The 26,873-nt window shown below is 58.3% G+C and carries 25 protein-coding genes and 1 pseudogene; 4 read left to right on the plus strand and 22 right to left on the minus strand.

Annotated features, from left to right (window positions below):
• Positions 1-53 precede the first annotated feature (53 nt).
• The gene (locus C4J93_RS26920) at positions 54-1,490 is read left to right on the plus strand and encodes an amidase (protein WP_124430820.1); all 1,437 of its coding nucleotides are present in this window, start codon (positions 54-56) and stop codon (positions 1,488-1,490) included.
• Between the two features lie 106 nt (positions 1,491-1,596).
• Here the strand turns inward: C4J93_RS26920 and C4J93_RS26925 are convergent, their stop codons facing one another.
• From C4J93_RS26925 to mnmG, 17 genes are all read right to left on the minus strand, one after another.
• Positions 1,597-1,956: a hypothetical protein gene (locus C4J93_RS26925; protein WP_124430821.1), complete on the minus strand. Its 360-nt coding sequence runs from the start codon at positions 1,954-1,956 to the stop codon at positions 1,597-1,599.
• A gap of 80 nt (positions 1,957-2,036) precedes the next feature.
• Positions 2,037-3,869, minus strand: coding sequence for a glutamine--fructose-6-phosphate transaminase (isomerizing) (gene glmS / locus C4J93_RS26930; protein ID WP_124430822.1), 1,833 nt, complete (start codon positions 3,867-3,869; stop codon positions 2,037-2,039).
• 10 nt (positions 3,870-3,879) lie between these two features.
• Positions 3,880-4,647, minus strand: coding sequence for a DeoR/GlpR family DNA-binding transcription regulator (locus C4J93_RS26935; RefSeq protein WP_124368911.1), 768 nt, complete (start codon positions 4,645-4,647; stop codon positions 3,880-3,882).
• Between the two features lie 227 nt (positions 4,648-4,874).
• The gene (gene glmU / locus C4J93_RS26940; RefSeq protein ID WP_124430823.1) at positions 4,875-6,242 is read right to left on the minus strand and encodes a bifunctional UDP-N-acetylglucosamine diphosphorylase/glucosamine-1-phosphate N-acetyltransferase GlmU; all 1,368 of its coding nucleotides are present in this window, start codon (positions 6,240-6,242) and stop codon (positions 4,875-4,877) included.
• A gap of 123 nt (positions 6,243-6,365) precedes the next feature.
• Complete coding sequence (locus tag C4J93_RS26950; protein ID WP_124430824.1) at positions 6,366-6,782, minus strand: F0F1 ATP synthase subunit epsilon; 417 nt, start codon at positions 6,780-6,782, stop codon at positions 6,366-6,368.
• Between the two features lie 44 nt (positions 6,783-6,826).
• A complete protein-coding gene (atpD, locus tag C4J93_RS26955) occupies positions 6,827-8,203 on the minus strand; it encodes a F0F1 ATP synthase subunit beta (protein WP_017135118.1) in 1,377 nt (458 codons plus the stop codon).
• A gap of 27 nt (positions 8,204-8,230) precedes the next feature.
• Complete coding sequence (atpG, locus tag C4J93_RS26960) at positions 8,231-9,091, minus strand: F0F1 ATP synthase subunit gamma (protein ID WP_034139931.1); 861 nt, start codon at positions 9,089-9,091, stop codon at positions 8,231-8,233.
• 50 nt (positions 9,092-9,141) lie between these two features.
• On the minus strand, positions 9,142-10,686 hold the full coding sequence (gene atpA, locus C4J93_RS26965) for a F0F1 ATP synthase subunit alpha (RefSeq protein ID WP_003177064.1): 1,545 nt from the start codon (positions 10,684-10,686) through the stop codon (positions 9,142-9,144).
• Positions 10,687-10,707: 21 nt separating this feature from the next.
• Positions 10,708-11,244 (minus strand): F0F1 ATP synthase subunit delta, encoded by a 537-nt coding sequence (locus C4J93_RS26970; RefSeq protein ID WP_124368914.1) that lies wholly within the window; start codon positions 11,242-11,244, stop codon positions 10,708-10,710.
• 12 nt (positions 11,245-11,256) lie between these two features.
• Positions 11,257-11,727 carry a F0F1 ATP synthase subunit B gene (locus C4J93_RS26975; RefSeq protein WP_010565867.1) on the minus strand — a complete coding sequence of 157 codons (471 nt, stop codon included), beginning with the start codon at positions 11,725-11,727 and terminating at the stop codon, positions 11,257-11,259.
• A 56-nt stretch (positions 11,728-11,783) separates the two neighbouring features.
• Positions 11,784-12,041 carry a F0F1 ATP synthase subunit C gene (gene atpE / locus C4J93_RS26980; RefSeq protein ID WP_002555987.1) on the minus strand — a complete coding sequence of 86 codons (258 nt, stop codon included), beginning with the start codon at positions 12,039-12,041 and terminating at the stop codon, positions 11,784-11,786.
• A 133-nt stretch (positions 12,042-12,174) separates the two neighbouring features.
• Positions 12,175-13,044, minus strand: a complete 870-nt coding sequence (gene atpB / locus C4J93_RS26985) for a F0F1 ATP synthase subunit A (RefSeq protein WP_057725770.1) — start codon at positions 13,042-13,044, stop codon at positions 12,175-12,177.
• A gap of 16 nt (positions 13,045-13,060) precedes the next feature.
• The gene (locus C4J93_RS26990) at positions 13,061-13,468 is read right to left on the minus strand and encodes a F0F1 ATP synthase subunit I (RefSeq protein ID WP_043048220.1); all 408 of its coding nucleotides are present in this window, start codon (positions 13,466-13,468) and stop codon (positions 13,061-13,063) included.
• 160 nt (positions 13,469-13,628) lie between these two features.
• Positions 13,629-14,501, minus strand: a complete 873-nt coding sequence (locus C4J93_RS26995) for a ParB/RepB/Spo0J family partition protein (RefSeq protein ID WP_124365074.1) — start codon at positions 14,499-14,501, stop codon at positions 13,629-13,631.
• A 9-nt stretch (positions 14,502-14,510) separates the two neighbouring features.
• Positions 14,511-15,308 (minus strand): ParA family protein, encoded by a 798-nt coding sequence (locus C4J93_RS27000; protein ID WP_057725767.1) that lies wholly within the window; start codon positions 15,306-15,308, stop codon positions 14,511-14,513.
• An 18-nt stretch (positions 15,309-15,326) separates the two neighbouring features.
• The gene (gene rsmG, locus C4J93_RS27005) at positions 15,327-15,971 is read right to left on the minus strand and encodes a 16S rRNA (guanine(527)-N(7))-methyltransferase RsmG (protein WP_124368916.1); all 645 of its coding nucleotides are present in this window, start codon (positions 15,969-15,971) and stop codon (positions 15,327-15,329) included.
• Positions 15,968-17,860, minus strand: coding sequence for a tRNA uridine-5-carboxymethylaminomethyl(34) synthesis enzyme MnmG (mnmG, locus tag C4J93_RS27010; protein ID WP_124430825.1), 1,893 nt, complete (start codon positions 17,858-17,860; stop codon positions 15,968-15,970). Before mnmG ends, rsmG begins: the two co-directional genes overlap by 4 nt.
• 519 nt (positions 17,861-18,379) lie before the next feature.
• Here mnmG and C4J93_RS27015 point away from each other — a divergent pair.
• From C4J93_RS27015 to C4J93_RS27025, 3 genes are all read left to right on the plus strand, one after another.
• The gene (locus C4J93_RS27015; RefSeq protein WP_124365077.1) at positions 18,380-18,886 is read left to right on the plus strand and encodes a sigma-70 family RNA polymerase sigma factor; all 507 of its coding nucleotides are present in this window, start codon (positions 18,380-18,382) and stop codon (positions 18,884-18,886) included.
• A complete protein-coding gene (locus C4J93_RS27020; protein WP_124430826.1) occupies positions 18,886-19,830 on the plus strand; it encodes a FecR domain-containing protein in 945 nt (314 codons plus the stop codon). The genes C4J93_RS27015 and C4J93_RS27020 overlap by 1 nt, the downstream gene beginning before the upstream one ends.
• An 89-nt stretch (positions 19,831-19,919) precedes the next feature.
• On the plus strand, positions 19,920-22,352 hold the full coding sequence (locus C4J93_RS27025; RefSeq protein WP_124430827.1) for a TonB-dependent siderophore receptor: 2,433 nt from the start codon (positions 19,920-19,922) through the stop codon (positions 22,350-22,352).
• Between the two features lie 8 nt (positions 22,353-22,360).
• Here C4J93_RS27025 and mnmE read toward each other — a convergent pair.
• The 5 genes and pseudogenes from mnmE to rpmH all read right to left on the minus strand — a co-directional run bounded on the left by mnmE (position 22,361) and on the right by rpmH (position 26,288).
• Positions 22,361-23,730, minus strand: a pseudogene (gene mnmE, locus C4J93_RS27030) (tRNA uridine-5-carboxymethylaminomethyl(34) synthesis GTPase MnmE).
• Positions 23,731-23,809: 79 nt separating this feature from the next.
• The gene (yidC, locus tag C4J93_RS27035) at positions 23,810-25,492 is read right to left on the minus strand and encodes a membrane protein insertase YidC (protein ID WP_124365081.1); all 1,683 of its coding nucleotides are present in this window, start codon (positions 25,490-25,492) and stop codon (positions 23,810-23,812) included.
• 2 nt (positions 25,493-25,494) lie between these two features.
• Positions 25,495-25,740, minus strand: a complete 246-nt coding sequence (gene yidD / locus C4J93_RS27040) for a membrane protein insertion efficiency factor YidD (RefSeq protein ID WP_010207715.1) — start codon at positions 25,738-25,740, stop codon at positions 25,495-25,497.
• Complete coding sequence (gene rnpA / locus C4J93_RS27045; protein WP_372238030.1) at positions 25,733-26,140, minus strand: ribonuclease P protein component; 408 nt, start codon at positions 26,138-26,140, stop codon at positions 25,733-25,735. Before rnpA ends, yidD begins: the two co-directional genes overlap by 8 nt.
• A 13-nt stretch (positions 26,141-26,153) precedes the next feature.
• On the minus strand, positions 26,154-26,288 hold the full coding sequence (rpmH, locus tag C4J93_RS27050) for a 50S ribosomal protein L34 (protein WP_003213577.1): 135 nt from the start codon (positions 26,286-26,288) through the stop codon (positions 26,154-26,156).
• Positions 26,289-26,873: the final 585 nt, after the last annotated feature.

Below are 26,873 nucleotides of genomic sequence, written 5' to 3' on the forward strand. Positions count from 1 at the left end.
ATAGGTATCGTTAGATACCATCCAGTATCGATCATACTCAATGGGAGACTGCCATGCACCTGTCCGACTACGCTGTTCACGATGCCACGGGCCTGAGTCAACTGATCCAGGCCAAACAGGTCAGCCTAAGCGAGGTGCGTGCGGCGGCCTTCCAAGCCATCGAGGCCCTCAATCCGCAAATTAATGCACTGGTTGAAACCTGGAACGATGAGCCTGCCCCCCACGCGGGCGTGTTTTCAGGCGTGCCGATGCTGATCAAGGACCTGGGCATTACCGCCAAGGGGCGTCGCAACGAACTGGGCAGTGCGTTGGCACTCGGCTGCACGGCCGAAGGCGATTCACAGCTCATGAGTCGTTTGCGTTTCGCCGGACTTCTGCCGCTTGGCAGGACCACCACACCGGAGTTCGCCGCAAGCACCACCACCGAAAGCCGACTTCATGGGCCCACCCGTAATCCCTGGGATGTGACACGAAGCGCCGGGGGCTCAAGTGGCGGTGCGGCAGCCGCCGTCGCGGCCGGCATGGTACCCATCGCTCACGCAACCGATGGCGGCGGCTCCATCCGGGTACCCGCGTCGCTGTGTGGCCTGTTCGGCTTGAAACCCAGCCGCGGGCGAGTGCCCATGGGGCCGGATGTGGATGAAGTCTGGAGCGGCCTTGCGGTACACGGCGTGCTGACGCGCTCGGTGCGTGACAGTGCGGCCTTGCTGGACGCTGTGCATGGCAGCGCAGTCGGTGACCCGTTCCACATTCCGTCGCCGCTGACCAGCTTTCTGGAGCAATCCCGGCGTGAGCCCCACTCATTGCGTATCGGTGTGCACACCCGCCCGCTCAATGGCCAAGCGCTGCACCCAGCGGTGCAAATCGCATTGGAGCAGACGATGCGCCATCTTGAGGCGCTTGGGCACCAGGTTGAGGACGTCGAGCCGGATATTGGCGTGAGCTGGGAGGCCTTTGTCGAGCTGAATGGGCGCTTCTGGTCGTCCAATACCGCCGCCTGGATCGACGCCATTGCAGCCGCAACCGGGCGTAGTATCGATACTGAACACCTTGAGCCCGCTACCTTGGCGCTGTACCGATACGGCAAGACGCTAAGTGCCACCGAACTGTTGGGTGCGTTGCACGAACGCAATATTGTCGCCCGAACGCTCGGCGGTTTTTTCGAGGATTACGATCTGCTGCTGTCACCGACCTTGCCAGCCTTGGCACCGATGATCGGCCAATACAATGCACAGCAAGCGCACCTGGACGGACGAGGCTGGATGAACCATGTGTTCAACCAGTCACCGTTCACGGCGCTGGCGAATGTCACCGGCGCCCCGGCCATGTCGGTTCCGCTGTCACACGACCCTCAAACCGGTTTGCCTATTGGCATGCAGTTCATGGGCAAGTTCGGCGCTGAGGGCGTGTTGCTGGGGTTGGCTGGGCAGCTTGAACGTGAGTGTGCGTGGGCCGGTCGGCGGCCGGGCGTGTGGGCGGGTAAGCTCTGATAGAGGCTTGAACGGGCGCGGTAATAGGTGGCGTTCTCAGGTTTTTCGCGAGCAAGCTCGCTCCTACAGTAAATGCGGTGCAGCCTGGCCCTGAACTACGGGCTCTTTAAGCAGTGATCTCGACATAGCTGGACTCTCCGCCTCCTGTCGCACCCGATAGCCAGCTCCAAACAAAACTCAGCGTCGTGCGCCCGGCGTGATCCACGCCTACCGTGCCACGAGACCACCCAGCAAGCAGTTCCCCTTCCAGGGTCAGGCACTGATACAGCAGCTCAATGGTATCTGGACCGGTCACCCGTCCGACTTGAGTGCCCAGGCGAATCCGGCCCCCCTGGTAAGTGCTCGAAATCGCGTCATCTTCGACTTGGTAATGAAATACGGTGCCGGTGCCTGACAGTCCCTGAGCATTGTCGGCGACTACAAACCGGCGATTGTGCAGACGTGCGTAGACAGTGGAATTTTGCATCAGTCAGCCTCCTTGATTGAGCGAATCCAGAACGTAAAAAGGGGCTGTCGAAACAGCCCCTTTCGGTACGCCAGTCAGGTTTATTCCACCGTCACCGACTTCGCCAGGTTGCGCGGCTGGTCGACGTCGGTGCCTTTAAGCACGGCAACGTAGTACGACAGCAACTGCAGCGGGATGGTGTAGAGGATCGGCGACAGGGTGTCGTGAATGTGCGGCATGTTGATCACGTGAGTGCCTTCACCGTTGGTCATGCCAGCCTTTTCGTCGGCAAACACGATCAGTTGGCCACCACGGGCGCGGACTTCCTGCAGGTTGGACTTGAGCTTTTCCAGCAGCTCATTGTTCGGCGCCACGGTGACCACCGGCATGTCGTCATCCACCAGGGCCAACGGGCCGTGTTTCAGCTCGCCGGCTGGATAGGCTTCAGCGTGGATGTACGAGATTTCCTTGAGCTTGAGCGAACCTTCCATCGCCACTGGGTACTGCGCGCCACGGCCGAGGAACAGGGTGTGGTTCTTGTCGGCAAACAGTTCGGCGACTTTTTCCACGGTGCTGTCCATGGCCAGGGCTTCACCCAGGCGGGTCGGCAGGCGGCGCAGTTCTTCCACCAGGGTGGCTTCAATGCCTTCGGCCAGGGTGCCGCGCACTTGACCGAGGGACAAGGTCAGCAGCAACAGGCCGACCAGCTGGGTGGTGAAGGCTTTGGTCGACGCTACGCCGATTTCGCGACCGGCCTGGGTCAGCAGGGTCAGGTCGGATTCACGCACCAGGGAACTGATGCTGACGTTGCAGATTGCCAGGCTGGCGAGGAAGCCCAGCTCTTTGGCATTGCGCAGGGCGGCCAGGGTGTCGGCGGTTTCGCCGGACTGGGAGATGGTCACGAATAGAGTGTCAGGCTGCACCACCACCTTGCGGTAGCGGAACTCGCTGGCGACTTCGACCTGGCACGGGATGCCGGCCAGTTCTTCCAGCCAGTAACGCGCGACCATGCCGGCGTGGTAGCTGGTGCCGCAGGCGACGATCTGCACGTTGCGCACTTTGGCGAACAGCTCGGCGGCTTGTGGGCCGAAGGCGTTGACCAGCACTTGGTTCTGGCTCAGGCGGCCTTCCAGGGTGCGCTGCACCACAGACGGCTGCTCGTGGATTTCCTTGAGCATGAAGTGGCGGAACTCGCCCTTGTCGGCGGCTTCGGCACCGTCGCGGTATTGCACGGCTTCGCGCTCGACGGACTGGCCGTTCACGTCCCAGATCTGCACGCTTTCACGGCGGATGTCAGCGATATCGCCTTCTTCCAGGTACATGAAGCGATCAGTCACCTGGCGCAGAGCCAGTTGATCAGAGGCCAGGAAGTTTTCCCCCAGACCCAGGCCGATCACCAGCGGGCTGCCACTGCGCGCGGCAACTACGCGATCAGGTTGGCTGGCGCTGATCACGGCCAGGCCGTAGGCGCCGTGCAGTTCCTTGACCGTGGCCTTGAGGGCGGTGGTCAAGTCGCTGTGGTCCTTGAGCTTGTGGTTGAGCAGATGGGCGATGACTTCGGTGTCGGTGTCCGAAGTGAACACATAGCCCAGGCCCTTGAGTTGGTCGCGCAGTGCTTCGTGGTTTTCGATGATGCCGTTGTGCACCACCGCCAGGTCACCCGAGAAGTGTGGGTGAGCGTTACGCTCGCACGGCGCACCGTGGGTGGCCCAGCGGGTGTGGGCGATACCCAGGCGGCCCACCAGCGGCTCGCCGGCCAGGGCCTGGTCCAACTCGCTGACTTTGCCCGGACGGCGCATGCGCTCAAGCTTGCCGGCGTTGGTGAAGACGGCCACACCGGCGCTGTCATAGCCGCGGTATTCCAGGCGCTTGAGGCCTTCGAGCAGGATGGGAGTTACGTTACGTTCGGCGACTGCGCCAACAATTCCACACATGGTATTTCTCCTAGATGACTGCCGCGCATATCAGCGTAATGCCGCGGGCTTGGATCTGGTCGCGGGCCTCAAGCGGCAGGCGATCATCGGTGATAAGGGTATGGACGCTGCTCCAGGGCAGTTCCAGGTTGGGGATCTTGCGGCCTATCTTGTCGGATTCGACCATCACCACCACTTCGCGGGCGACCTCGGCCATGACGCGGCTCAGGCCCAATAACTCGTTGAACGTGGTGGTACCGCGCTGCAGATCGATGCCGTCGGCGCCGATGAACAGTTGATCGAAGTCGTAGGAGCGCAGCACCTGCTCGGCGACCTGGCCCTGGAACGAATCCGAATGCGGGTCCCAGGTGCCGCCGGTCATCAGCAGCACCGGTTCATGCTCCAACTCGCTCAAGGCGCGGGCCACGTTCAGGGAATTGGTCATCACCACCAGGCCGGGTTGATGGCCCAGTTCAGGGATCATCGCGGCGGTGGTGCTGCCGCTGTCGATGATGATGCGCGCATGCTCACGCAACCGCGCCACAGCCGCACGGGCGATGGCGCGCTTGTAGGCCGAGACCGGTTGAGCCGCGTCGCCCACCAGCTCCTGAGGCATGGTGATCGCGCCACCGTAGCGGCGCAGAAGCAGGCCATTGCTTTCGAGGGCGGCCAGGTCCTTGCGGATGGTCACCTCCGAAGTTTCGAAACGCTTGGCCAGTTCGTCCACGCTGACTTCGCCCTGTTCATTGAGCAAGGTCAGGATGTTGTGGCGACGTTGGGGGGTATTTCGTTTCGACATGGCGATAGTAAGTTTCGGTTCGAAAGATAACGAAGGCAATCAAAACCTATTCGGAACTCATCGTCAAGCGTTTGGAACAGATTCTTCAGACGACACGGGCAAATGTGGGAGGGGGCTTGCTCCCGATGGCGGTGGTTCAGCCTGAAAAATCATCGACTGAAAGTCCGCTATCGGGAGCAAGCCCCCTCCCACATTTGGATATCACTGCTGAGGGAGCTGTGGATAACTCAGGTCTTGTTGATTTTGACCGGGCGCTTCCAGCCGTCGATGTTGCGCTGGCGGGCGCGGGCGACTGCCAGTTGGGACTTATCCACATCCTGGTTGATGGTTGAGCCCGCAGCGGTGTTGGAACCATCGCCGATAGTGACGGGTGCGACCAGCGAGTTGTTGGAGCCGATGAACACGTCCTCGCCAATGGTGGTCTGGTGCTTATTGGCGCCGTCGTAGTTACAGGTGATCGTGCCAGCGCCAACGTTGGTGCGCGCACCGATCACCGCATCGCCCAGGTAGGTGAGATGCCCAACCTTGGCGCCTTCGCCCAGGTGAGCATTTTTCAGTTCGACAAAGTTACCCACATGGGCCTTGCCTTCCAGCACGCTGCCAGGACGCAGCCGCGCAAACGGACCGGCATCGCTGCCCTCGCCCATTACCGCGCCGTCGATATGGCTGTTGGCCTTGACCACGACACCTTTGCGCAGCGTGCTGTCCTTGATCACGCAGTTCGGGCCGATCACTACGCCGTCTTCGATGATCACACGGCCTTCGAGGATCACGTTGATGTCGATCAGCACGTCGCGGCCTACGGTCACTTCACCGCGAACGTCGAAACGCGCCGGGTCACGCAGGGTCACACCCTGGGCCATCAGGCGGCGCCCTTCACGCAGCTGATAGTGGCGCTCCAACTCGGCCAGTTGCTTACGGTCGTTGGCGCCCTGTACTTCCATCGGGTCGTGGGGCTGCTCGGTGGCGACCACCAGGCCGTCACTGACAGCCATCTCGATGACGTCGGTGAGGTAGTACTCGCCTTGGGCGTTGTTGTTGGACAAGCGGCTCATCCAGTCGGCGAGGCGATTGGCCGGCACCGCGAGAATCCCGGTGTTGCCTTCGGTGATGGCGCGCTGGGCTTCACTGGCGTCCTTGTGCTCGACGATGGCCGCGACCTTGCCCTCGGCATCACGCACGATGCGCCCGTAGCCGGTGGGGTCGTCCAGCTCGACGGTGAGCAGGCCCATCTGGCCAGGCACCACATGTTTGAGCAGGCGTTGCAGGGTTTCCACTTCGATCAGCGGCACATCACCGTACAGGATCAGCACGGTGTCAGCGGTAATGAACGGCACCGCTTGCGCGGTGGCGTGGCCGGTGCCCAGTTGCTTGTCCTGCAAGACGAAATTCAAGTCGTCTGCGGCCAGACGCTCACGCACCACATCTGCACCGTGCCCGATGACTACGTGAATGCGCTGCGGGTCCAACTGCCGGGCACTGTGGATAACATGGCCAAGCATGGAATTGCCTGCGACAGGGTGCAGTACCTTGGGCAGGGCCGAACGCATGCGGGTGCCCTGGCCAGCGGCGAGAATTACGATTTCAAGAGACATGAATGGCTACCAATCCTGGGCGGTCCGGCTTCAGACCAAAGAAGTGTTTTGCAAAAAAAGAAAAAGGGTAGCCGAGGCTACCCTTTTTAATCAATCACGCGTGAAGCGTAACGGCAACGCCGCTTACTTCTTGCGGATCTGCTGGAGCGTCCGCAGCTGGGCTGCGGCCTCGGCCAGACGGACTGCAGCAGCGCTGTAGTCGAAGTCTGCGCCTCTTTCGTTCAGCGCCTTCTCGGCAGCCTTTACGGCTTCCTGAGCGGAGGCTTCATCCAGGTCGCCAGCACGTTGCACGGTATCGGCAAGTACCTTGACCATGTTCGGCTGAACCTCGAGGAAACCGCCGGAGATGTAGAACACCTCCTTTTCCCCGCCTTGCTTGGTCAGAGTGATCGGACCTGGCTTCAAGCTGGTGATCAACGGCGCGTGGCCCATGGCAATACCCAGGTCACCGAGTTCGCCGTGTGCAATCACCATTTCTACCAGACCGGAGAAGATTTCCCCTTCCGCGCTGACGATATCGCAATGGACTGTCATAGCCATCTGATTGCCTCAACCTGATGAGCGCCCGTTTCCGGGCGCCAGGATTACAGTTTCTTGGCTTTCTCGATCGCTTCTTCGATGCCGCCGACCATGTAGAACGCTTGTTCTGGCAGGTGGTCGTAGTCACCGTTGAGGATGCCTTTGAAGCCAGCAATGGTGTCTTTCAGGGAAACGTATTTACCCGAGGCACCGGTGAAGACTTCAGCCACGAAGAACGGCTGCGACAAGAAACGCTGGATCTTACGAGCACGGTTTACCAACTGCTTGTCGGCTTCCGACAGCTCGTCCATACCCAGGATCGCAATGATGTCCTTCAGTTCTTTGTAGCGCTGCAGCACGTACTGAACGCCGCGAGCGGTGTCGTAGTGCTCCTGGCCGATCACGTTCGGGTCCAGCTGGCGCGAAGTCGAGTCGAGTGGATCGACCGCTGGGTAGATACCCAGGGAAGCGATATCACGGGACAGAACGACGGTGGCGTCCAAGTGGGCGAAGGTGGTGGCTGGCGACGGGTCGGTCAAGTCATCCGCAGGTACGTATACCGCTTGGATCGAGGTGATCGAACCTTCCTTGGTCGAAGTGATACGTTCTTGCAGAACGCCCATCTCTTCAGCCAGGGTCGGCTGGTAACCTACTGCCGACGGCATACGGCCGAGCAGTGCGGATACTTCAGTACCGGCCAGGGTGTAACGATAGATGTTGTCGACGAACAACAGAACGTCGTTACCTTCGTCACGGAACTTCTCGGCCATGGTCAGGCCGGTCAGGGCTACGCGCAGACGGTTACCCGGCGGCTCGTTCATCTGACCGTAAACCAGTGCCACTTTGTCCAGAACGTTGGAGTCCTTCATCTCGTGGTAGAAGTCGTTACCCTCACGGGTACGCTCACCCACACCGGCGAACACGGAGTAACCGCTGTGCTCGATGGCGATGTTACGGATCAGTTCCATCATGTTTACGGTCTTGCCTACACCGGCACCACCGAACAGACCGACTTTACCGCCCTTGGCGAACGGGCAAACCAGGTCGATAACCTTGATGCCGGTTTCCAGCAGGTCGTTGCCGCCCGCTTGCTCGGCGAACGAAGGTGCTGGACGGTGAATGCCCCAGCGCTCTTCGGTGTCGATCGGGCCAGCTTCGTCAATCGGGTTGCCCAGTACGTCCATGATCCGACCCAGGGTCGCTTTACCGACCGGTACGGAGATGGCTGCGCCAGTGTCGACAACGTCCAGACCGCGCTTCAAGCCTTCGGTGGAGCCCATCGCAATGGTACGAACTACGCCGTCGCCCAGCTGCTGCTGAACTTCCAGAGTAGTTTCCGCGCCTTGTACTTTCAGCGCGTTATAGATGCTCGGTACGCTGTCGCGTGGGAATTCCACGTCGATAACGGCGCCGATGATTTGAACGATACGTCCGCTACTCATAGCTGGATCCTCTGAATATTTGAACCGTTAAACCGCGGCAGCGCCGCCGACGATTTCCGAGATCTCTTGGGTGATCGCAGCCTGACGCGCCTTGTTGTAGATCAGCTGCAAATCGCTGATCAGATCACCGGCGTTATCGGTAGCGTTTTTCATCGCGATCATCCGCGCCGCTTGTTCAGCTGCGTTGTTCTCGACCACCGCCTGGTACACCTGCGACTCCACGTAGCGCACCATCAAGCCGTCAAGCAGCTCTTTGGCGTCTGGTTCGTAGAGGTAGTCCCAGTGGTGCTTGAGTTCCTGATCCGGAGTCGCCACCAGTGGAATCAATTGCTCCACGGTTGGCTGCTGGGTCATGGTGTTGATGAACTTGTTGGATACCACGGACAGGCGGTCAATCCGGCCCTCCAGGTACGCATCCAGCATCACCTTCACACTGCCGATCAAGTCATTGATCGACGGCTCTTCACCCAGGTGGCTGATAGCTGCAACGACGTTACCGCCGAAGTTGCGGAAAAAGGCCGCACCCTTGCTACCAACAACACACAGATCGATCTCGACGCCTTTTTCGCGGTTTACCGCCATGTCCTTGACCAGGGCCTTGAACAGGTTGGTATTCAGGCCACCGCACAGACCACGGTCACTGCTCACTACCACATAACCCACGCGCTTGACTTCGCGCTCGATCATGAACGGGTGGCGGTATTCCGGGTTGGCGTTGGCCAGATGCCCAATTACCTGGCGGATACGTTCCGCATAAGGACGGCTGGCTGCCATGCGCATTTGTGCCTTGCGCATTTTGCTGACCGCCACTTTTTCCATGGCGCTGGTAATCTTTTGCGTGCTTTTGATGCTCGCAATCTTACTGCGAATCTCTTTTGCGCCTGCCATGTAACACCTATCAGGTTAGCAAGCGGGAGCCTTGCGGCTCCCGCTGCGGCTTACCAGGTTTGGGTGGCCTTGAACTTCTCGATACCGGCTTTCATGCCAGCGTCGATATCGTCATTGAAGTCACCCTTCACGTTGATCTTCGCCATCAATTCGGCGTGATCGCGGTTGAAGTAAGCAATCAGCGCTTGTTCAAAGCTGCCGACCTTGGCGATTTCAACATCGGTCAGGAACCCACGCTCAGCGGCATACAGCGACAACGCCATGTCAGCGATCGACATCGGGGCGTATTGCTTCTGCTTCATCAGCTCGGTAACGCGCTGACCATGCTCAAGTTGCTTACGGGTCGCTTCGTCCAGGTCAGACGCGAACTGGGCGAATGCCGCCAGTTCACGGTACTGAGCCAGAGCGGTACGGATACCACCGGAGAGCTTCTTGATGATCTTGGTCTGAGCGGCACCACCCACACGGGATACCGAAACACCGGCGTTCACTGCAGGACGGATGCCTGAGTTGAACATGGCCGATTCCAGGAAGATCTGACCGTCGGTGATGGAAATCACGTTGGTCGGAACGAACGCGGAAACGTCGCCAGCCTGGGTTTCGATGATCGGCAGTGCGGTCAGGGAACCGGTTTTGCCGGTCACTGCGCCGTTGGTGAACTTCTCTACGTACTCTTCGGAAACGCGGGATGCGCGCTCCAGCAGACGGGAGTGGAGATAGAACACGTCGCCTGGGTAGGCTTCACGGCCTGGTGGACGGCGCAGCAGCAGGGAAATCTGGCGGTAAGCCACTGCTTGCTTGGACAGATCGTCATAAACGATCAGCGCGTCTTCACCGCGGTCGCGGAAGAATTCACCCATGGTGCAACCGGAGTACGGTGCCAGGAATTGCAGCGCAGGAGATTCCGAAGCACTGGCAGCCACGATGATCGTGTTGGCCAGGGCGCCGTTTTCTTCCAGCTTGCGAACCACGTTGGCGATGGTCGATTGCTTCTGACCGATCGCTACGTAGACGCAGAAAATGCCGCTGTTCTTCTGGTTGATGATCGCGTCGATCGCCAGAGCGGTTTTACCGATCTGACGGTCACCGATGATCAGCTCACGCTGGCCACGGCCGACCGGAATCATGGCATCGACAGCCTTGTAGCCAGTCTGTACAGGCTGGTCTACCGACTTACGCCAGATCACGCCTGGAGCAACTTTCTCGACCGCGTCGGTCTCGGTGTTGCCCAGTGGACCTTTACCGTCAACAGGGTTACCCAGTGCGTCGACGACGCGGCCCAGCAGTTCCTTACCTACCGGAACTTCCAGGATGCGGCCTGTGCACTTGGCGCTCATGCCTTCGGCCAGACTGGTGTACGCGCCCAATACAACGGCACCTACGGAGTCTTGCTCCAGGTTGAGGGCCATACCGTAGACGCCGCCCGGAAACTCGATCATCTCGCCGTACATAACGTCGGCCAGACCGTGAATCCGCACGATGCCGTCAGATACGCTGACGACAGTGCCTTCGTTACGGGCTTGGGAGGTCACATCGAGCTTGTCGATGCGGCCCTTGATAATTTCACTTATTTCGGAAGGATTGAGTTGCTGCATTGCTCTGCTGCCCCTTCAAACTCAAGATTTCAATGCTTCGGCAAGTTTCGCGATTTTGCCGCGAATCGAGCCATCGATAACCAGGTCGCCGGCACGGATAACGACACCACCAATCAGGGATGCGTCCTCCGAAGCTTGCAGGCGCACTTCCCGATTGAGTCGTGCACTGAGAACCTTGGCGAGTTTGTCTTGCTGTTCTTGGTTCAATGCAAAAGCACTGGTCACTTCAACGTCTACCGATTTCTCTGCATCGGCCTTGTACAGGTCGAACAGAGCGGCGATCTCCGGCAATAGCGGGAGACGGTCGTTTTCGGCAACGACGTGGATGAAGTTCTGCACCTTCACATCAAACTTGTCGCCGCACACTTCAATAAAAGTGGCGGCCTTGTCTGCGCTCGTCAGGCGCGGGGCCTTGAGCACGCGCTGCATGGTGTCGTCTTGCGACACTGCTGCAGCCAGGCCGAGCATGGCTGACCAAGAGGCCAGCTGCTGGTGGGCCTGGGCGTGCTCGAAGGCTGCCTTAGCGTAAGGTCGGGCCAACGTGGTCAGTTCTGCCATGATCGCCCTCGCTTAAATTTCAGCAGCCAGTTTGTTAACCAGCTCCGCGTGCGCGTTTTGATCGATTGTGGCACCGAGGATCTTCTCGGCACCGCCGACCGCCAGCGCACCCAGTTGGGCACGCAGCGCGTCTTTGACGCCGTTCAGTTCCTGTTCGATCTCGGCATGAGCCGAAGCCTTTACACGGTCAGCTTCGACGCGGGCTTTTTCAACAGCCTCTTCGACGATCTGGTTACCGCGCTTCTTGGCTTGCTCAATGATCTCGGCTGCCTGTGCTTTAGCTTCGCGCAGTTGAAGACCCACTTTCTCTTGGGCCAACTCCAGGTCGCGAGCTGCACGGCTGGCAGCGTCCAAACCATCCGCGATCTTCTTCTGACGTTCGTGCAAAGCCGCGATGACCGGAGGCCACACGAACTTCATGCAAAACACTACAAAAATGAAGAACGCAACGGATTGGCCAATCAGGGTTGCATTAATGTTCACGCCAACACCTCGCTCATTCGTTGTCCATCACCCTAATCACTCGAAACGTCGAGTGATTAGCCAGCGAGTTGACCAACGAAGGGGTTCGCGAAGGTGAAGAACAGGGCGATACCAACGCCGATCATGGTTACGGCGTCGAGCAGGCCGGCAACGATGAACATTTTAACTTGCAGCATTGGAACCATTTCTGGCTGACGCGCTGCGCCTTCCAGGAATTTGCCGCCCAGCAGGCCGAAACCAATGGCAGTACCCAGGGCGCCCAGGCCGATCAACAGTGCAACAGCGATAGCGGTTAGACCAACTACAGTTTCCATCTTTCCTCCCGACTTTTACGTCGTATGGTTTAGGTTTTTTAGATTTTAAAGCGGTAAAACAAATCGTTTCATAGCCCTGGAGGGCCACCTTCCCGTTTCACCGGGAAGGACATCAGACTAGTCGAGACTGGTCTTAATGGTTCTCTTCGTGCGCCATCGACAGGTAGACGATGGTCAGCATCATGAAGATGAAGGCCTGCAGGGTGATGATCAGGATGTGGAACACAGCCCACGCCCACTGCAGAACGATGCCCAGGCCGCTAAGCCAGAGCAGACCGCTGCCGAACATCACAGCGATCAGAATGAACACCAGCTCGCCGGCATACATGTTGCCGAACAGTCGCAAGGCCAGGGAAATCGGCTTGGCGACCAGGGTCACGAATTCCAGCAGGAAGTTCACCGGGATCAGCAGGGCTTGAACGAAGATGTTCTTGCTGCCGAACGGGTGCAGGGTCAGCTCGCCGATGAAACCGCCGATGCCCTTGACCTTGATGCTGTAGAAAATGATCAACGCGAATACCGACAGGGCCATGCCCAGGGTAGCGTTCGGGTCAGTGGTCGACACGGCACGGAATGGAATGTGCGCGTCGCCGGAGATCAGGATGGCCAACTGAGGAATCCAGTCCACCGGGATCAGGTCGACGGCGTTCATCAGGAACACCCAGACGAAGATGGTCAGTGCCAACGGTGCAATCACCGGGCTACGGCCATGGAAGCTGTCTTTCACGCTGCCATCGACGAATTCGACCAGTACTTCAACGAAGTTCTGCAAAGCACCTGGCTGACCGGAAGTCGCCTTTTTTGCCGCCATGCGGAAAATCAGGACGAAGATCAGGCCCAATGCGACCGACCAGCCCAGAGTATCCAGGTGGAAAGCCCAGAAGCCCATTTCCTTGGCCTCTGCTGCGGTGTGAGCAAAGCCCCAGCCGCCGTTGGGAAGCTGACCGAACGTCAGGTTCTGCAAGTGGTGCTGGATATAGCCCGAAGCGGTTGTTTCTGCCATGGTTGCCTCAAACGCCCTAAGGTTTCGAAAGTCTTGTTTTCATTAGCAGGGGAGCGAACCAGCTGACCAATTGGGTCAACACGAAGACGCCAAATACAGCCAGCGGCGCCAATGGCTTCACACCTGCAAAGGTCAGTGCAAACAGCACTGCCGTCAAAATCAGTTTCCCCGCCTCGCCGGCATAAAAAGACCGGACGATGGCCTGGGCTGCTCGGGCGCCGGAAAACCGAAAGGCCCTGTGAGCAAAATACATATTGGGCAGCAAGGCTATCAGGCCCCCGCAGAGTCCTGAATATCCGGCTACGACTCCATGCCAGTACCAAAGCGCCAATGCGGCGATCAGCAAAATGACAAGTTGAGCCAATAGAACCGGAAAAACGGCCAAGCGATGGAACGGCAACGTGTTTGGCGTGCGGGTTTCCATCACTCTTGCTCCTCAATGGTCGGCTGCCGGAAATCAATAACTTGGCATACTTTGTGCCGACAAAATGCGCGCAGAGTATAGGGGCGGTTCTGCCCCTATTCAACTGCCGGGTAGTGATTTCCGATCACGCGCTACATGAGCAATTGTTTCAGCGAATGTTTCAACGGATGTGGGCAAGGACACCTTGAAGCTCGTCGAGGGAGTTATATCCGATAACCAATTGCCCTTTACCTTTCTTGCCGTGGCGAATTTGCACCGCAGAGCCTAGCCGTTCGGCCAGGCGCTGCTCGAGGCGCGCGATATCCGGATCAGGTTTGGCGGTTTCGACCGGTGCAGGTTTGCCGCTCAACCATTGGCGAACCAACGCTTCGGTCTGACGAACGGTAAGCCCGCGTGCGACAACGTGACGCGCCCCTTCAACCTGTTGATTTTCCGGCAAACCGAGCAAAGCACGGGCGTGACCCATTTCCAGGTCGCCGTGGGACAACATGGTCTTGATGACTTCCGGCAGCGCGATCAAACGCAGCAGGTTGGACACAGTCACGCGGGATTTACCCACCGCATCGGCCACTTGTTGCTGGGTCAGCTGGAATTCGTGCTGCAAACGTTGCAACGCGATGGCTTCCTCGATCGGGTTGAGGTCTTCACGCTGGATGTTTTCGATCAATGCCATGGCGATGGCCGTTTCATCCGGTACGTCGCGCACCATCGCCGGGATGGTTTCCTTGCCTGCCTGCTGGCTGGCGCGCCAGCGACGTTCGCCGGCGATGATTTCAAAGCGGCCACTGCCAATGGGGCGCACCACGATCGGCTGCATCACGCCCTGGGCCTTGATCGAGTTGGCCAGCTCTTCCAGCGCCTGCGGGTCCATGTCCCGGCGCGGCTGGTATTTGCCGCGCTGGATCAGGTCCAGGGGCAAGTGCTGCAGCTCACGTTCGTCGGCCTGCACCGCTTGCTCTTCCAGCGAAGTGACGGTCGGACCACTCAGGAGTGCATCCAGTCCACGTCCGAGACCTCGTTTTTTGACGGCCATGGGGATTCCTTAAGTTGGCTGGGCTGCAGCGGTGCGTGAATTGCGACGTTGGCGACGCACCATCTCGCCGGCCAGCGCCAGGTAGGCAATGGCGCCACGGGATGATTTGTCGTAGGCCAGCGCCGGCATGCCGTAGCTTGGCGCTTCGGCCAGGCGAATGTTGCGTGGAATCACCGTGTCGTAGAGCTGGTCGCCGAAATGTTCCTTGAGCTGCGCCGACACATCGTTCATCAGGCTCAGGCGCGGGTCGTACATCGTCCGCAGCAGGCCTTCGACTTTCAGGTTCGGGTTGAGCAGTTCAGCGATACGCTTGATGTTATCCACAAGGTCGCTCAAGCCTTCGAGCGCGAAGTACTCGCATTGCATGGGGATAATCACCCCATCCGCAGCCACCAGGGCATTGAGCGTCAGCATCGACAGTGACGGCGGGCAGTCGATCAGGATGTAGTCGTAATTCTCGCGGATCGGCGCCAGGGCGCTGCGCAGACGGCTTTCCTTCATCTGCATTTCCAGCAGCACCACTTCCGCCGCAGTCAGGTCGCGGTTGGCCGGCAGCAGTTGATAACCGCCATGCTCGGAATAGTGCATGGCCTGGCCCAGGTCGCACTCGCCGATCAGCAAGTCGTAGACCGAGTTTTCCAGGCCGTGTTTATCCACACCGCTACCCATGGTGGCGTTGCCCTGTGGATCGAGATCGATCAACAGCACCCGGCGCTTGGTCGCGACCAGGGATGCTGCGAGGTTGATGCACGTGGTGGTTTTGCCCACGCCACCTTTCTGGTTCGCTATCGCGAATACCTTAGCCATTCTTGCTTGTGTTCCCAATCATGCCGTGCGGCGCAGTATCAGCAGATGGCGTTGGCCTTGGCAACCGGGTACGGCCAAGGCGTGTTCGCTATCGAGGTGGAAGTCTGCCGGCAATGCTAACAGCTCGTCGCTTGGATGGACGCCCTTCATTGCCAGCCAGCGGGTATCGCGGTCGCCAAGGTGGCGAGTCCAGTTGCTGAAGTTCTCCATGCTGCTGAACGCCCGGGAAACAATTCCGTTGAAGGGCTGTTCAGGCGTAAAGGCTTCGACGCGACTGTGGATAACCTGCAGGTTGTCCAGCTTGAGTTCGAGTTTGACCTGGGTGAGGAAGCGGGTTTTCTTGCCGTTGCTGTCCAGGCAGGTGACCTGTGATTCTGGAAACAGGATGGCCAGCGGTATGCCAGGCATGCCGCCGCCGCTGCCGACGTCCAACCAGCGACCGTTTTCGATAAACGGCATCACGCTCAAGCTGTCGAGCAAATGGCGCGAGACCATTTCGTCCGGATTGCGCACCGCAGTGAGGTTGTAGGCCTTGTTCCATTTGATCAACAGGGCCAGGTAGCCCATCAGCAACGCGTGCTGGGCTTCGGTCAGGTCTATGCCCAATTGGCGCGCACCTGTGGATAACTCTTCGGCGTGTTGCGAGGTGACCAACGAACTCAAGCGCTTTGCTCCAACTGACGGCCCGCGCCGCGTTTTTTCAAATGAATCATCAACAGTGAAATCGCTGCCGGCGTCACGCCAGGTATACGCGAAGCCTGGCCGAGCGTTTCCGGCCGAGTTATCCCCAGCTTGCTTTGAATTTCCTTCGACAGCCCGGAAATGCCGGTGTAGTCGATATCCACAGGCAGCTTGGTGTTTTCACTGGCGCGCAGGCGAGCGATCTCGTCCTGCTGGCGGTCAATGTAACCGGCATACTTGGTTTTGATTTCCACCTGCTCGGCAACCTGCGGATCGTCTGCGCCGCCACCGGTCACTTCGACCAGGCCAGCGTAATCGATTTCCGGACGCGACAGCAGGTTGAGCAAGTTGTATTCGTGAGTCAGCGGTGTGCCGAATTTTTCGGCTATCGCATCGCCCTGTTCGGTGCCGGGGCGGACCCAGGTGCTTTTCAGGCGCTGCTCTTCGAGGGTGATGCTCTCGCGTTTTTTGCAAAAGGCCGCCCAGCGCGTGTCATCGACCAAACCCAGCTCGCGACCTTTTTCGGTCAAGCGCAGATCGGCGTTGTCTTCGCGCAGGATCAGGCGATATTCGGCCCTGGACGTGAACATCCGGTACGGTTCCTGGGTGCCCAGGGTAATCAGGTCGTCGACCAATACGCCGATGTACGCTTCATCGCGACGCGGGCACCAGCTGTCTTTGCCCTGGGCACGCAATGCAGCGTTGGTGCCGGCCAGCAAACCCTGGGCGCCAGCTTCTTCGTAACCGGTGGTGCCGTTGATTTGCCCGGCGAAGAACAAACCGCCGATCACTTTGGTTTCCAGGCTGTACTTCAGGTCACGCGGATCGAAGTAGTCGTACTCGATGGCGTAGCCAGGGCGAACGATGTGGGCATTTTCCATCCCGCGAATCGATTGCACGATCTGGATTTGCACGTCGAACGGCAGGGAAGTGGAAATCCCGTTCGGGTACAGCTCGTGGGTGGTCAAGCCTTCGGGCTCGATGAAGACCTGGTGGCTTTCCTTGTCGGCAAAGCGATGGATCTTGTCTTCAATCGACGGGCAGTAACGCGGGCCTATGCCTTCGATCACCCCGGAATACATCGGCGAACGGTCGAGGTTCGCGGCAATGATTTCGTGGGTACGGGCATTGGTGTGGGTAATCCAGCAACTGACTTGTTTCGGGTGCTGTTCCTTGGAACCCATGAACGACATGACCGGTATCGGTGTATCACCGGCTTGTTCGGTCATCACCGAGAAATCCACAGAACGCCCGTCGATTCGCGGCGGGGTCCCGGTTTTCAAGCGGCCGACACGCAGCGGCAATTCACGCAAGCGTTTTGCCAGGGCAATCGACGGCGGATCGCCAGCGCGCCCGCCGGAATAGTTCTGCATGCCGATGTGGATAAGCCCGCCGAGAAAGGTACCGGTGGTCAACACCACGGATTCTGCGAAGAAACGCAGACCCATTTGCGTGACAACGCCGCGTACCTGGTCCTGCTCGACGATCAGGTCGTCCGCTGCCTGTTGAAATATCCACAGGTTCGGTTGGTTTTCCAGGGTTTCACGTACCGCTGCCTTGTACAGAATGCGGTCGGCTTGTGCCCGGGTAGCCCGCACGGCCGGGCCTTTGCGGCTGTTGAGCACGCGAAATTGAATACCACCTTTGTCGGTAGCCATTGCCATCACGCCGCCAAGGGCATCGATTTCCTTGACCAGATGGCTTTTGCCGATGCCTCCGATGGCAGGGTTGCAACTCATGGCGCCGAGGGTTTCCACGTTATGCGTCAGCAACAGGGTTTTTACGCCCATGCGCGCTGACGCCAGTGCTGCCTCGGTACCGGCATGACCGCCGCCGATGACGATCACTTCAAAACGGGAAGGGAAATCCACCACGCACCTCGTGCCTGCTTATGTAGGTAATCAGGAATTGTTTGTTGAAAGAGTTTTAGAGCTTTGGCGGCAAGTATAGGGACTTAGCCCTGCCTAAAGAACCCTTTGCACAAAATTTAACCAGCTGTGGATGAATCACGGACAATAGAAATTAAAAGAGAGAAATATATTAAATCTTTGTTTTTATGTTTATTTCTACTGGGCACCTTTTCTGTGGATAGATCTCTGTAGACCTTTATTTCCGTCGTGTACAGCGATTCAAAAGGTTGTGGTCATGTGCCAATGAGGGGCTTGGATAAGTGGCTTAAGCCTGTGGATTAAAGTGTTGGTTATCCACAGAGCGGTTTTTGCTCAGGTTTCAGGCGTGGTTATCAACTGGGCCCAAGGGCGGTTATTCACAGGGCTTAAATCACGGAAACCACCGGCTCCAACCGCAGATTTGGCCTCAAGACATCTATTGTGGGAAAACACGAGGACGGTTAATAATAGCGATTATCATTAACCTACCTTGTCGCGCCTATGTCCCCTCCTTCACACACGACAGCTGTGCAGCACATCTATGAGCAACACCATTCGTGGTTGCATGGGTGGCTCAAAGGCAAGCTGCATAACGCCTGCGATGCGGCCGATGTGGCCCACGATACGTTCGTGCGTATTCTGGGTGGGCGCGACGCTGTGCAGATCCTCGAACCACGGGATTACCTGGCGACCATCGCCAGAGGCCTGGTGATTGATCGCTATCGCCGGCACGCCATTGAGCAGGCATATAAACAAACCCTGGCCGAGCGCCCTGAAGCCACCGCCATCAGTGAAGAAGACAAGGCAATCATCATTGAAACCCTGGTGTCTGTGGACAAGGCGCTGGCCGGTTTGGGGGAACGTGCACGGCGAATCTTCATGCTGTCGCAGATTGAAGGGCTGACTTATCAACAGATCGCCGATGATCTGCAGGTGTCATTGACCACGGTGAAAAAACACATGATTCGTGCGCTGACCGAGTGTTCACTGATCATGGCCAGTCTGTAATGCCCGCGCCTGATCGCAAGACATTTGAGGCCGCTGCCAGTTGGTACGTGCAGTTTCAAGCGCAAACGCCGACGCCCGCCGAACGGCAGGCCTGGCAGCAATGGCTCAACGGGGACCCTTCCCATCAGGCGGCGTGGAGCCAGCTGGAGCAGTTGCAGCGCAGCCTCGGCGCCCTGCCCCAGGACTTCACGCGGCGCGCCTTGACCACCACGCAACAACGCCGCCAAGTGCTCAAGTGGATGCTGGTACTCGGCGGTACCGGGTATCTGGGCTGGAATGTCCAACGTCATACATCTCTGGGTAACGTGTGGGCCGACTACCGAACGCCTGTGGGTAAACATCGGCGAATCGAACTGGCCGATGGCACTCAAGTTGATCTCAACACCGACACGGCCATCGATGTGCTGTTCGACGCGCGCCAACGCTTGATCCGCCTGCGCGAGGGTGAGGTACTTATCCACAGCGGGAAGCGGGCCGAGTACCCGCCGTTATACGTGGAGACACGCCACGGCCGCGTGCAGGCGTTGGGCACTCGGTTTACCGTGCGTCAGTTCCCCGATTCCACTCGGGTCGGCGTTCTGGAAGACCGGGTCAACCTCTGCCCAGGCGACCAGCCCGACCACAGCCGAACGCTCGGTGCGGGTGAATGCGCGGAATTTGATCGACTTGCCATAAGGCCCACCCAGCACTATGACCGCACACAAGCAGCTTGGACCAACGGTCAATTGACCGTGCTCGACGCCAGACTGGGCGATGTCATCGCTGAGCTGGCGCGCTATCGGCCGGGCCTACTCCAATGTGACCAGGCCTGCGCTGACCTGCGTGTTTCCGGAGCGTTCCGCCTGGACTCGACAGACGCGGTACTGGCCAACCTGCAGTCCACCCTGCCGATTCAGGTGAAGTACTTCACGCGCTATTGGGTGTCAGTCAACCGAATCGGTTGATTGAAAAATAATCCACAGGGGGTTATCTTTTTTTTATCTGGCGCGGCCCTTCAGGTAATCACGACGCTACCTTCAGGGCTTACCCATTTATGTGCCTTCCTACCCCGCTACGCCAGCGACTTTCCTGCCGCGCGCTTACCTACGGCCTGCTGCTCGCCGCCTCCTGCGGTACGTTGTTATCCACAGGGGTCATGGCCGCCAGCGCGACGCAACACTACGTCATCGCTGCCGGTCCACTGGACAGTGCGCTGAGTCAGTTTGCGGCCAGGGCCAATGTGATTCTGTCGTTCTCGCCTCAACAGACTTCGCGTCTGACCACTTCCGGTCTGGATGGCGATTATTCGGTGGATCAAGGTTTCGCGCTACTGTTGCAAAACTCAGGGTTGCAGGCCGTCGCCCAGGCACCTGGCAGCTATGGCTTGCAAGCAATACCTACCGGCCAGCTCACCCTCGCACCGACGACCGTAAGCGCGTATCAAACAGATGGGTTCGGTCAGGGGCTTGCGCCGGATATCGGCTACAAGGCGCAAAACAGCCGTATCGGCACCAAGACCAGTACGCCTCTGTCGCAGACGCCTCGTTCGGTATCGGTGGTGACCGGGCAACGTATCAAGGATCAGAAATCGCAAACACTGACCGAAGTGCTCGGTTACGTACCCGGTATCTTCGCGCCGCCTTTTGCCGCAGGCGACGGGCTGGCGGGCGACCTGTTTTTCATTCGAGGCTTCAACGCTACGGACTACGGCTACGGCCTGCTCAGGGATGGACTACGTGTGCAAGGCAATCGGTACGACACCACCAGTGAGCCTTATGGCCTGGAGCGGGTCGAGGTTTTCCGCGGCCCTTCTTCGCTGCTCTACGGTGAAAACGCGCCGGGCGGCTTGGTCAACCTGGTCAGCAAACATCCGACCGCCAACCCCCAGGGCGAAGTGCAATTGGGGTACGGCTCGAACAACCGCCGCCAGGTGGGTGTGGATATCTCCGGGCCGCTCAATGACAGTGACAATGTCCTCGGTCGCCTGGTGATGCTTGGCCGCAAATCCGATACCCAGACCGACCATGTACCGGACGATCGTATCTACATCGCCCCGTCCCTGACCCTGAATTTCAACGACTACAACACCCTGACCCTGTTGGCCAACTACCAGAAAGACCACACCAATCTGGAACTTGGCTTACCCGCTGCGGGCACCTTACTCACTAATCCCAACGGTAAGCTGTCCAAGCACACCATGCTCGGCGACCCGGATTGGAACACCTTTGAGCGCGAAGCCTGGAGCACTGGCTACGAGTTCAGCCACAGCTTCAACGATGATTGGCAGTTCCGCCAGAACTCGCGGTACATGCAGTCACGTATCAACCGTCATGAAACCTGGCCGAGCGCATTGAATAACCGCGGCTTCGGCACCCAGCTGAACATGACCGCCTACGACCGCTACAACAAATCCATGGTCTATTCCCTGGATAACCAGCTCGAAGGCAAATTCCAGGTCGGCGGGCTCGAAAACACTGTGTTGTTCGGCGCCAGCTATGATCGCACCTCGTTCAACCAGGATTGGGATGCCGGTTTCGCCGGTACCATCAATGTGTATAACCCGGTGTACCTGAGAGACCCGCTCACGCCGATCGCTGTGCAGAACACCTTGCTCGAGCAGCAGATGAAAGGCGTGTACGCCCAGATCCAGAGCAAGTACGACCACTGGCTGTTCCTGCTCGGTGGCCGGCAGGACTGGGTTGACAGCGATTTCCGCGACAAAGTGAACAAGGCCAGCAACATCAGCACCCAGGACCGCAAGTTCACCTATCAGGGTGGCGTGATGTACCAGTTCGACAACGGCCTGACGCCGTATGTCAGCTATTCCACCGCGTTCGTTCCGGTGCAGCAGATTTCCAACGCCGGCGCACCGTTGAAGCCGATCACCAGCAGCCAATATGAAGTGGGCGTGAAGTACGAGCCGATCGGCTGGGACACGGCGATGACCCTGTCGGTGTACGACTTGCGCAAACAGGACGACACCTACCTCGATGCCACCACCAACAGCTATCGCCAGGTAGGTGAGAGCCGCGCCAAAGGTGTGGAAGTTGAAATCAACAGCGACCTTACGCCAAACCTGAATGTGACTGCGGCCTACACCTACACTGACGCACGGATTACCAAGGATTCCGCCGCTTCCTTGGTAGAAGGGCATCAGATGACCGGCGTTCCGCGCAACCAGGCTTCGGTGTGGAGCAAATACCGCTTCCTCGACGGTCACCTTAAAGGCTTGTCTGTGGGCGGCGGCGTGCGGTATTTCGACAGCACCTTTTCCTACACGGCACCTACGCTGTACGGGAAGCTGGATGCTGGAAGTGTCACGCTGGTGGATGCAGCGGTGGGGTATCAGATTGATTCGCACTGGTCAGTGGATGTGAACGCCAAGAACCTGTTCGACAAGGAGTACGTAGCCGGTTGCAACGACGCGGGGCGCTGCTATTGGGGCGACAGCCGTACCTTGCTGGGTACGGTGTCCTACAACTGGTAAGCGCGTGACTATTTGCCGATACAGAAGCTGGAAAAGATTCGCCCGAGCAAATCATCGGAACTGAACGCGCCGGTAATCTCCCCCAACAGCTGCTGCGCCTGACGCAAATCCTCAGCCAGCAGCTCCCCTGCCCCTGCCAGGGTCAGCTGTGCTCGCCCGTGCTCCAACGACGCGCTGGCGTGGCGAAGCGCCTCCAGATGCCTGCGGCGTGCACTGAAGCTGCTCTCCGAGGTCTGCTCATAGCCCATGCACGCCTTGAGATGGTCACGGAGCAACTCCAGGCCATCCCCTGCCGATTTGGCACTGAGGCTGATGGTCACATGGCCATCGTCGCTGGTTTGCATCGCAATGGCCTCACCGGTCAAGTCGGCCTTGTTACGGATCAAGGTGACTTTGGCCGGGTCTGGCCGTTGCTCGAGGAATTCCGGCCACAACGCAAAAGGATCCACAGCCTCGGGGCCGTCGCATCCACCACCAATAAAACTCGATCTGCTTCTCCGATGGCTTTGAGCGCGCGTTCTACGCCGATTTTTTCCACCTGGTCGTCGGTATTGCGCAATCCGGCCGTATCGACCACGTGCAACGGCATGCCATCTATGTGGATATGTTCGCGCAGGATATCCCGAGTGGTACCGGCAATTTCGGTGACGATGGCCGCCTCGCGCCCCGCCAGAGCATTAAGCAGGCTGGATTTGCCGGCGTTGGGACGACCCGCGATCACCACGGTCATACCGTCACGCAATAATGCGCCCTGCCCGGCTTCGCGCAACACTGTGGATAACTCCTCGCGGACCTTATCCAGCATCGCCAGGACGTGGCCATCGGCCAAGAAGTCGATTTCCTCTTCAGGGAAATCAATGGCCGCTTCGACATAGATGCGCAGGCTGATCAACTGCTCAGTCAAGTTATGCACACGTAACGAAAAGGCCCCCTGCAGCGAACGCAATGCATTGCGCGCTGCCTGTGCAGAACTGGCCTCGATCAGGTCGGCAATGGCTTCGGCCTGGGCCAGGTCGAGTTTGTCATTCAGGAAGGCGCGCTCGCTGAACTCACCCGGACGGGCCAGGCGGCAGCCCAACTGCAGACAGCGCTGCAGCAACATATCCAATACGACCGGGCCGCCGTGCCCCTGCAGTTCCAGCACATCTTCGCCGGTGAAGGAGTTGGGTCCCGGGAAATACAGCGCCAGGCCCTCATCCAGCACGCTTTCGTCCCCATCCAGAAACGGGCCGTAATGGGCATACCGCGGCTTTAACTCCCGCCCACTGATCGCCTTGGCGGCCACGCCCGCGAGCGGCCCGGAAATTCGAACGATACCGACGCCGCCGCGACCTTGAGCGGTTGCGACAGCAGCGATGGTTTCACGAGGAGCGCTCATCAGCAGGTTCCAGAATTAAAGTGGCAGAAAGCAAAACGCCCCACTAGGGGGCGTCTTGAGTGGTTATCCACAGAGTAAATTACGCCTCGGCTTTTTTGGTGGCCGCTTCGATTTTACGTGTGATGTACCACTGTTGGGAGATCGACAACACGTTGTTGACTACCCAGTACAGCACCAGACCTGCCGGGAACCATAGGAAGAAGAAGGTGAAGATGATTGGCATCATTTTCATCACCTTGGCCTGCATCGGATCCGGCGGAGTCGGGTTCAGGCGCTGCTGGATAAACATGGTCGCGCCCATGATGATCGGCAGGATAAAGAACGGGTCTTTGATCGACAGGTCAGTTATCCACAGCATGAACGGCGCCTGGCGCATTTCCACGCTTTCCAGGAGTACCCAGTAAAGCGACAGGAATACCGGCATCTGCACCAGAATCGGCAAGCAACCACCCAACGGGTTGATCTTCTCTTTCTTGTACAGCTCCATCATTGCCTGCGACATTTTCTGCCGGTCGTCACCATGCTGCTCTTTCAGCGCAGCAAGCTTAGGCGCCACGGCACGCATGCGCGCCATCGACTTGTAGCTGGCGGCTGACAGCGGGAAGAAGATCCCCTTGATCAGCATGGTCAGGAAAATGATCGAGAAGCCCCAGTTACCCACAATGCTGTGGATATGTTGCAACAACCAGAAAATCGGCTGGGCAATGAACCAGAGGAAGCCGTAGTCCACAGTCAGTTCCAGACCTGGGGACAACTCTTTCAGCACGGCCTGGCTTTTCGGGCCGGCGTACAGAGTAGCGCTGGTTTCAGCCTTGGCGCCGGGTGCGACGGTCAATGCTGGGCCAGTAAAGCCAATGATGTAGTTGCCCTGGCTGTCCTTGCGGGTTTGAACCAGGTTCGCATCACCCTTGTTCGGGATCCATGCGGTCACGAAGTAGTGCTGCAGCCAGGCTACCCAGCCACCTTGAACGGTTTCCTTCAGCGCGCCCTTGTCGATATCTTTCATCGACACTTTTTTGTACGGCTCGTTACTTGTCCACAGGGCAGCGCCCAGGTAAGTCGCGGTGCCGGTGGCGGTGCTGGAGGAAGGATCGGAGCTGGCGTCACGCTTGAGCTGAGCAAACAGGTTGCCGCTCCAGGCTTTGTCGCTGGTGTTGTCGATCAGGTAAGTGACCTTCAGATCGTACAAACCACGCGTGAAGCTGAAACGCTTGATGTAATTGACGCCGTCGAGGCTGAATTTCAGGTCGACGTTCAGCTGGTTCTGGCCATCAGCCAGTTGATAGCTTTTCTGCTCGGTCGAATAAATCGGACGACCGGTAGCACGCGCATCCGGACCATTGGTGCCGGTCAGGCCGCTTTGCGCCAGATAGGTACGTTCACCGCCGTTATCGAACAGCTGGAACGGAACATCCGGGTGGTCCTGGCGACGTGGATAAAGCGGCAGCTTCAGCTGTGCGATATCACCGCCCTGCGGGTCGATAGCCAGGTCGAGCACATCCGTTTTCACGTGGATGAGGTCTTTGTTGGTGACCACTGGCGTTTCTAACGGGGCACTTGTCTCGCCATTCGCGCTGGGAACATCGGCACTCGCGGACGCATTGTTACCCAGCGGGGTGTCCGGGATAGCCGGCGCAGCCTGATTGGTAGCAACATTCTGAGTCGGCAGGGCAGCCTGGCCATAGTCTTGGTTCCATTTCAGGACCATGACGTAGGACACGATTGCCAGGGCGACGATCAGGATCGTGCGTTTAATATCCATGATTACTCGGCCATCGAAGAGGAACGGGAGGTAGGGATAGGCGGAACCGGGTCATAACCACCGGGATTCCACGGATGACAGCGACCTAAACGACGAAAGGTCAGCCAGCCACCGCGCAGAAGACCATGATTTTCTATGGCCTCTAACGCGTAGCAGGAACAACTGGGGTAGAAACGACAGTGGCTGGCCATCAGAGGACTAATGGCATAGCGATAAAACTGGATCGGAACGAGGGCCAGTTTACGCATCGGTACTGTCTACCCCTACAGTTTCGGTGCTGACTGCTGGTGCTGGTTTGTGGGTACGCGCCAGACGTTTCCAGAGCTTGCCGAAATGCTGAATCAATTCGGGGTTTTCTACATCCCCCAAGCCTTTGCGCGCGACGATAACAATATCCCAACCAACCAGAGTGTCCTGGTGGAGGCGAAACGATTCGCGCATCAGACGCTTGAGGCGATTGCGCTCAACGGAGAGCTTTACGCTCTTCTTGCCGATCACCAACCCGAGACGGGGGTGATCAAGATCGTTGTTACGCGCAAGGAGCAGGAGATTTTTCCCCGGAACCTTGCCGGTGGGGGAGTCAAAGACTGCCTTGAAATGCCGGGGGGTTAGCAGACGCTTTTCCCGACTGAAGTCCTGACTCACCACCAGTACCGGATTATCAAACTGCCAGACGCGCACGACCTTTGGCGCGGCGACGCGACAGGACAGCACGGCCGTTCTTGGTAGCCATGCGAGCACGGAAGCCGTGAGTACGGGCGCGTTTGATGGTGCTTGGTTGGAAAGTACGTTTCATGGCGTTGTTACCTGGTTCGTCCACAACGGGCCGGAATGGCCCCCGTTTTAAGAGACCGGCGATTCTAGAGAAAGCAAGCCTCTAGGTCAATTTCCAACCAGCTTTTCCTTTAATTAGTTCTCTGACGGCCACGTCAGCCTTTCTGTCCGCTTCTCTTCCATGAGCGATGGCATAGATATAAAAATAAAGAAGGAAGTTATTTAAAGCTTTTCTGTAAAGCTTATAAAAGCTAGGCAAGCGATCTTCTGTGGATAACTGCCTTTAGGCCTTATTCCACCTGATGTACAGAGAATGACAACACGGGGGAGAAACGGTGCTCTGCCTGTGCTGCGCTGTCGGATAAGCTGTGTGTGGAATGGCTTGTTATCCACAGGCCAGTTACCCACAGACTTTCGACCCCACTTGTGCAACGAGCTCAGGGGCGGTTATCCACAGAGCTTATTCACAGACCGCCGGTCGCCTTTTTCAAGGATAAGACGTTGATTTTGGATGCCCTGTGCGCAACCTTCATGTGGATAAGTGGGCGGCTGGTCGCTACAATGGCGGCTGTTTTTGCCTCACCGGCTTTCAACTTAGGGGATATCC

Origin of the sequence: Pseudomonas sp. R2-37-08W (genome assembly GCF_003851705.1) — a bacterium.
Lineage (GTDB): Bacteria > Pseudomonadota > Gammaproteobacteria > Pseudomonadales > Pseudomonadaceae > Aquipseudomonas.

What these genes read in the sequence shown, in the direction of transcription:
- C4J93_RS26920 (WP_124430820.1), top strand. Translation starts at nt 54, where the DNA reads ATGCACCTGTCCGACTACGCTGTTCACGATGCCACGGGCCTGAGTCAA.
- C4J93_RS26925 (WP_124430821.1), bottom strand. Translation starts at nt 1,956, where the DNA reads ATGCAAAATTCCACTGTCTACGCACGTCTGCACAATCGCCGGTTTGTA.
- glmS (WP_124430822.1), bottom strand. Translation starts at nt 3,869, where the DNA reads ATGTGTGGAATTGTTGGCGCAGTCGCCGAACGTAACGTAACTCCCATC.
- C4J93_RS26935 (WP_124368911.1), bottom strand. Translation starts at nt 4,647, where the DNA reads ATGTCGAAACGAAATACCCCCCAACGTCGCCACAACATCCTGACCTTG.
- glmU (WP_124430823.1), bottom strand. Translation starts at nt 6,242, where the DNA reads ATGTCTCTTGAAATCGTAATTCTCGCCGCTGGCCAGGGCACCCGCATG.
- C4J93_RS26950 (WP_124430824.1), bottom strand. Translation starts at nt 6,782, where the DNA reads ATGGCTATGACAGTCCATTGCGATATCGTCAGCGCGGAAGGGGAAATC.
- atpD (WP_017135118.1), bottom strand. Translation starts at nt 8,203, where the DNA reads ATGAGTAGCGGACGTATCGTTCAAATCATCGGCGCCGTTATCGACGTG.
- atpG (WP_034139931.1), bottom strand. Translation starts at nt 9,091, where the DNA reads ATGGCAGGCGCAAAAGAGATTCGCAGTAAGATTGCGAGCATCAAAAGC.
- atpA (WP_003177064.1), bottom strand. Translation starts at nt 10,686, where the DNA reads ATGCAGCAACTCAATCCTTCCGAAATAAGTGAAATTATCAAGGGCCGC.
- C4J93_RS26970 (WP_124368914.1), bottom strand. Translation starts at nt 11,244, where the DNA reads ATGGCAGAACTGACCACGTTGGCCCGACCTTACGCTAAGGCAGCCTTC.
- atpE (WP_002555987.1), bottom strand. Translation starts at nt 12,041, where the DNA reads ATGGAAACTGTAGTTGGTCTAACCGCTATCGCTGTTGCACTGTTGATC.
- atpB (WP_057725770.1), bottom strand. Translation starts at nt 13,044, where the DNA reads ATGGCAGAAACAACCGCTTCGGGCTATATCCAGCACCACTTGCAGAAC.
- C4J93_RS26990 (WP_043048220.1), bottom strand. Translation starts at nt 13,468, where the DNA reads ATGGAAACCCGCACGCCAAACACGTTGCCGTTCCATCGCTTGGCCGTT.
- C4J93_RS26995 (WP_124365074.1), bottom strand. Translation starts at nt 14,501, where the DNA reads ATGGCCGTCAAAAAACGAGGTCTCGGACGTGGACTGGATGCACTCCTG.
- C4J93_RS27000 (WP_057725767.1), bottom strand. Translation starts at nt 15,308, where the DNA reads ATGGCTAAGGTATTCGCGATAGCGAACCAGAAAGGTGGCGTGGGCAAA.
- C4J93_RS27015 (WP_124365077.1), top strand. Translation starts at nt 18,380, where the DNA reads ATGTCCCCTCCTTCACACACGACAGCTGTGCAGCACATCTATGAGCAA.
- C4J93_RS27020 (WP_124430826.1), top strand. Translation starts at nt 18,886, where the DNA reads ATGCCCGCGCCTGATCGCAAGACATTTGAGGCCGCTGCCAGTTGGTAC.
- C4J93_RS27025 (WP_124430827.1), top strand. Translation starts at nt 19,920, where the DNA reads ATGTGCCTTCCTACCCCGCTACGCCAGCGACTTTCCTGCCGCGCGCTT.
- yidC (WP_124365081.1), bottom strand. Translation starts at nt 25,492, where the DNA reads ATGGATATTAAACGCACGATCCTGATCGTCGCCCTGGCAATCGTGTCC.
- yidD (WP_010207715.1), bottom strand. Translation starts at nt 25,740, where the DNA reads ATGCGTAAACTGGCCCTCGTTCCGATCCAGTTTTATCGCTATGCCATT.
- rpmH (WP_003213577.1), bottom strand. Translation starts at nt 26,288, where the DNA reads ATGAAACGTACTTTCCAACCAAGCACCATCAAACGCGCCCGTACTCAC.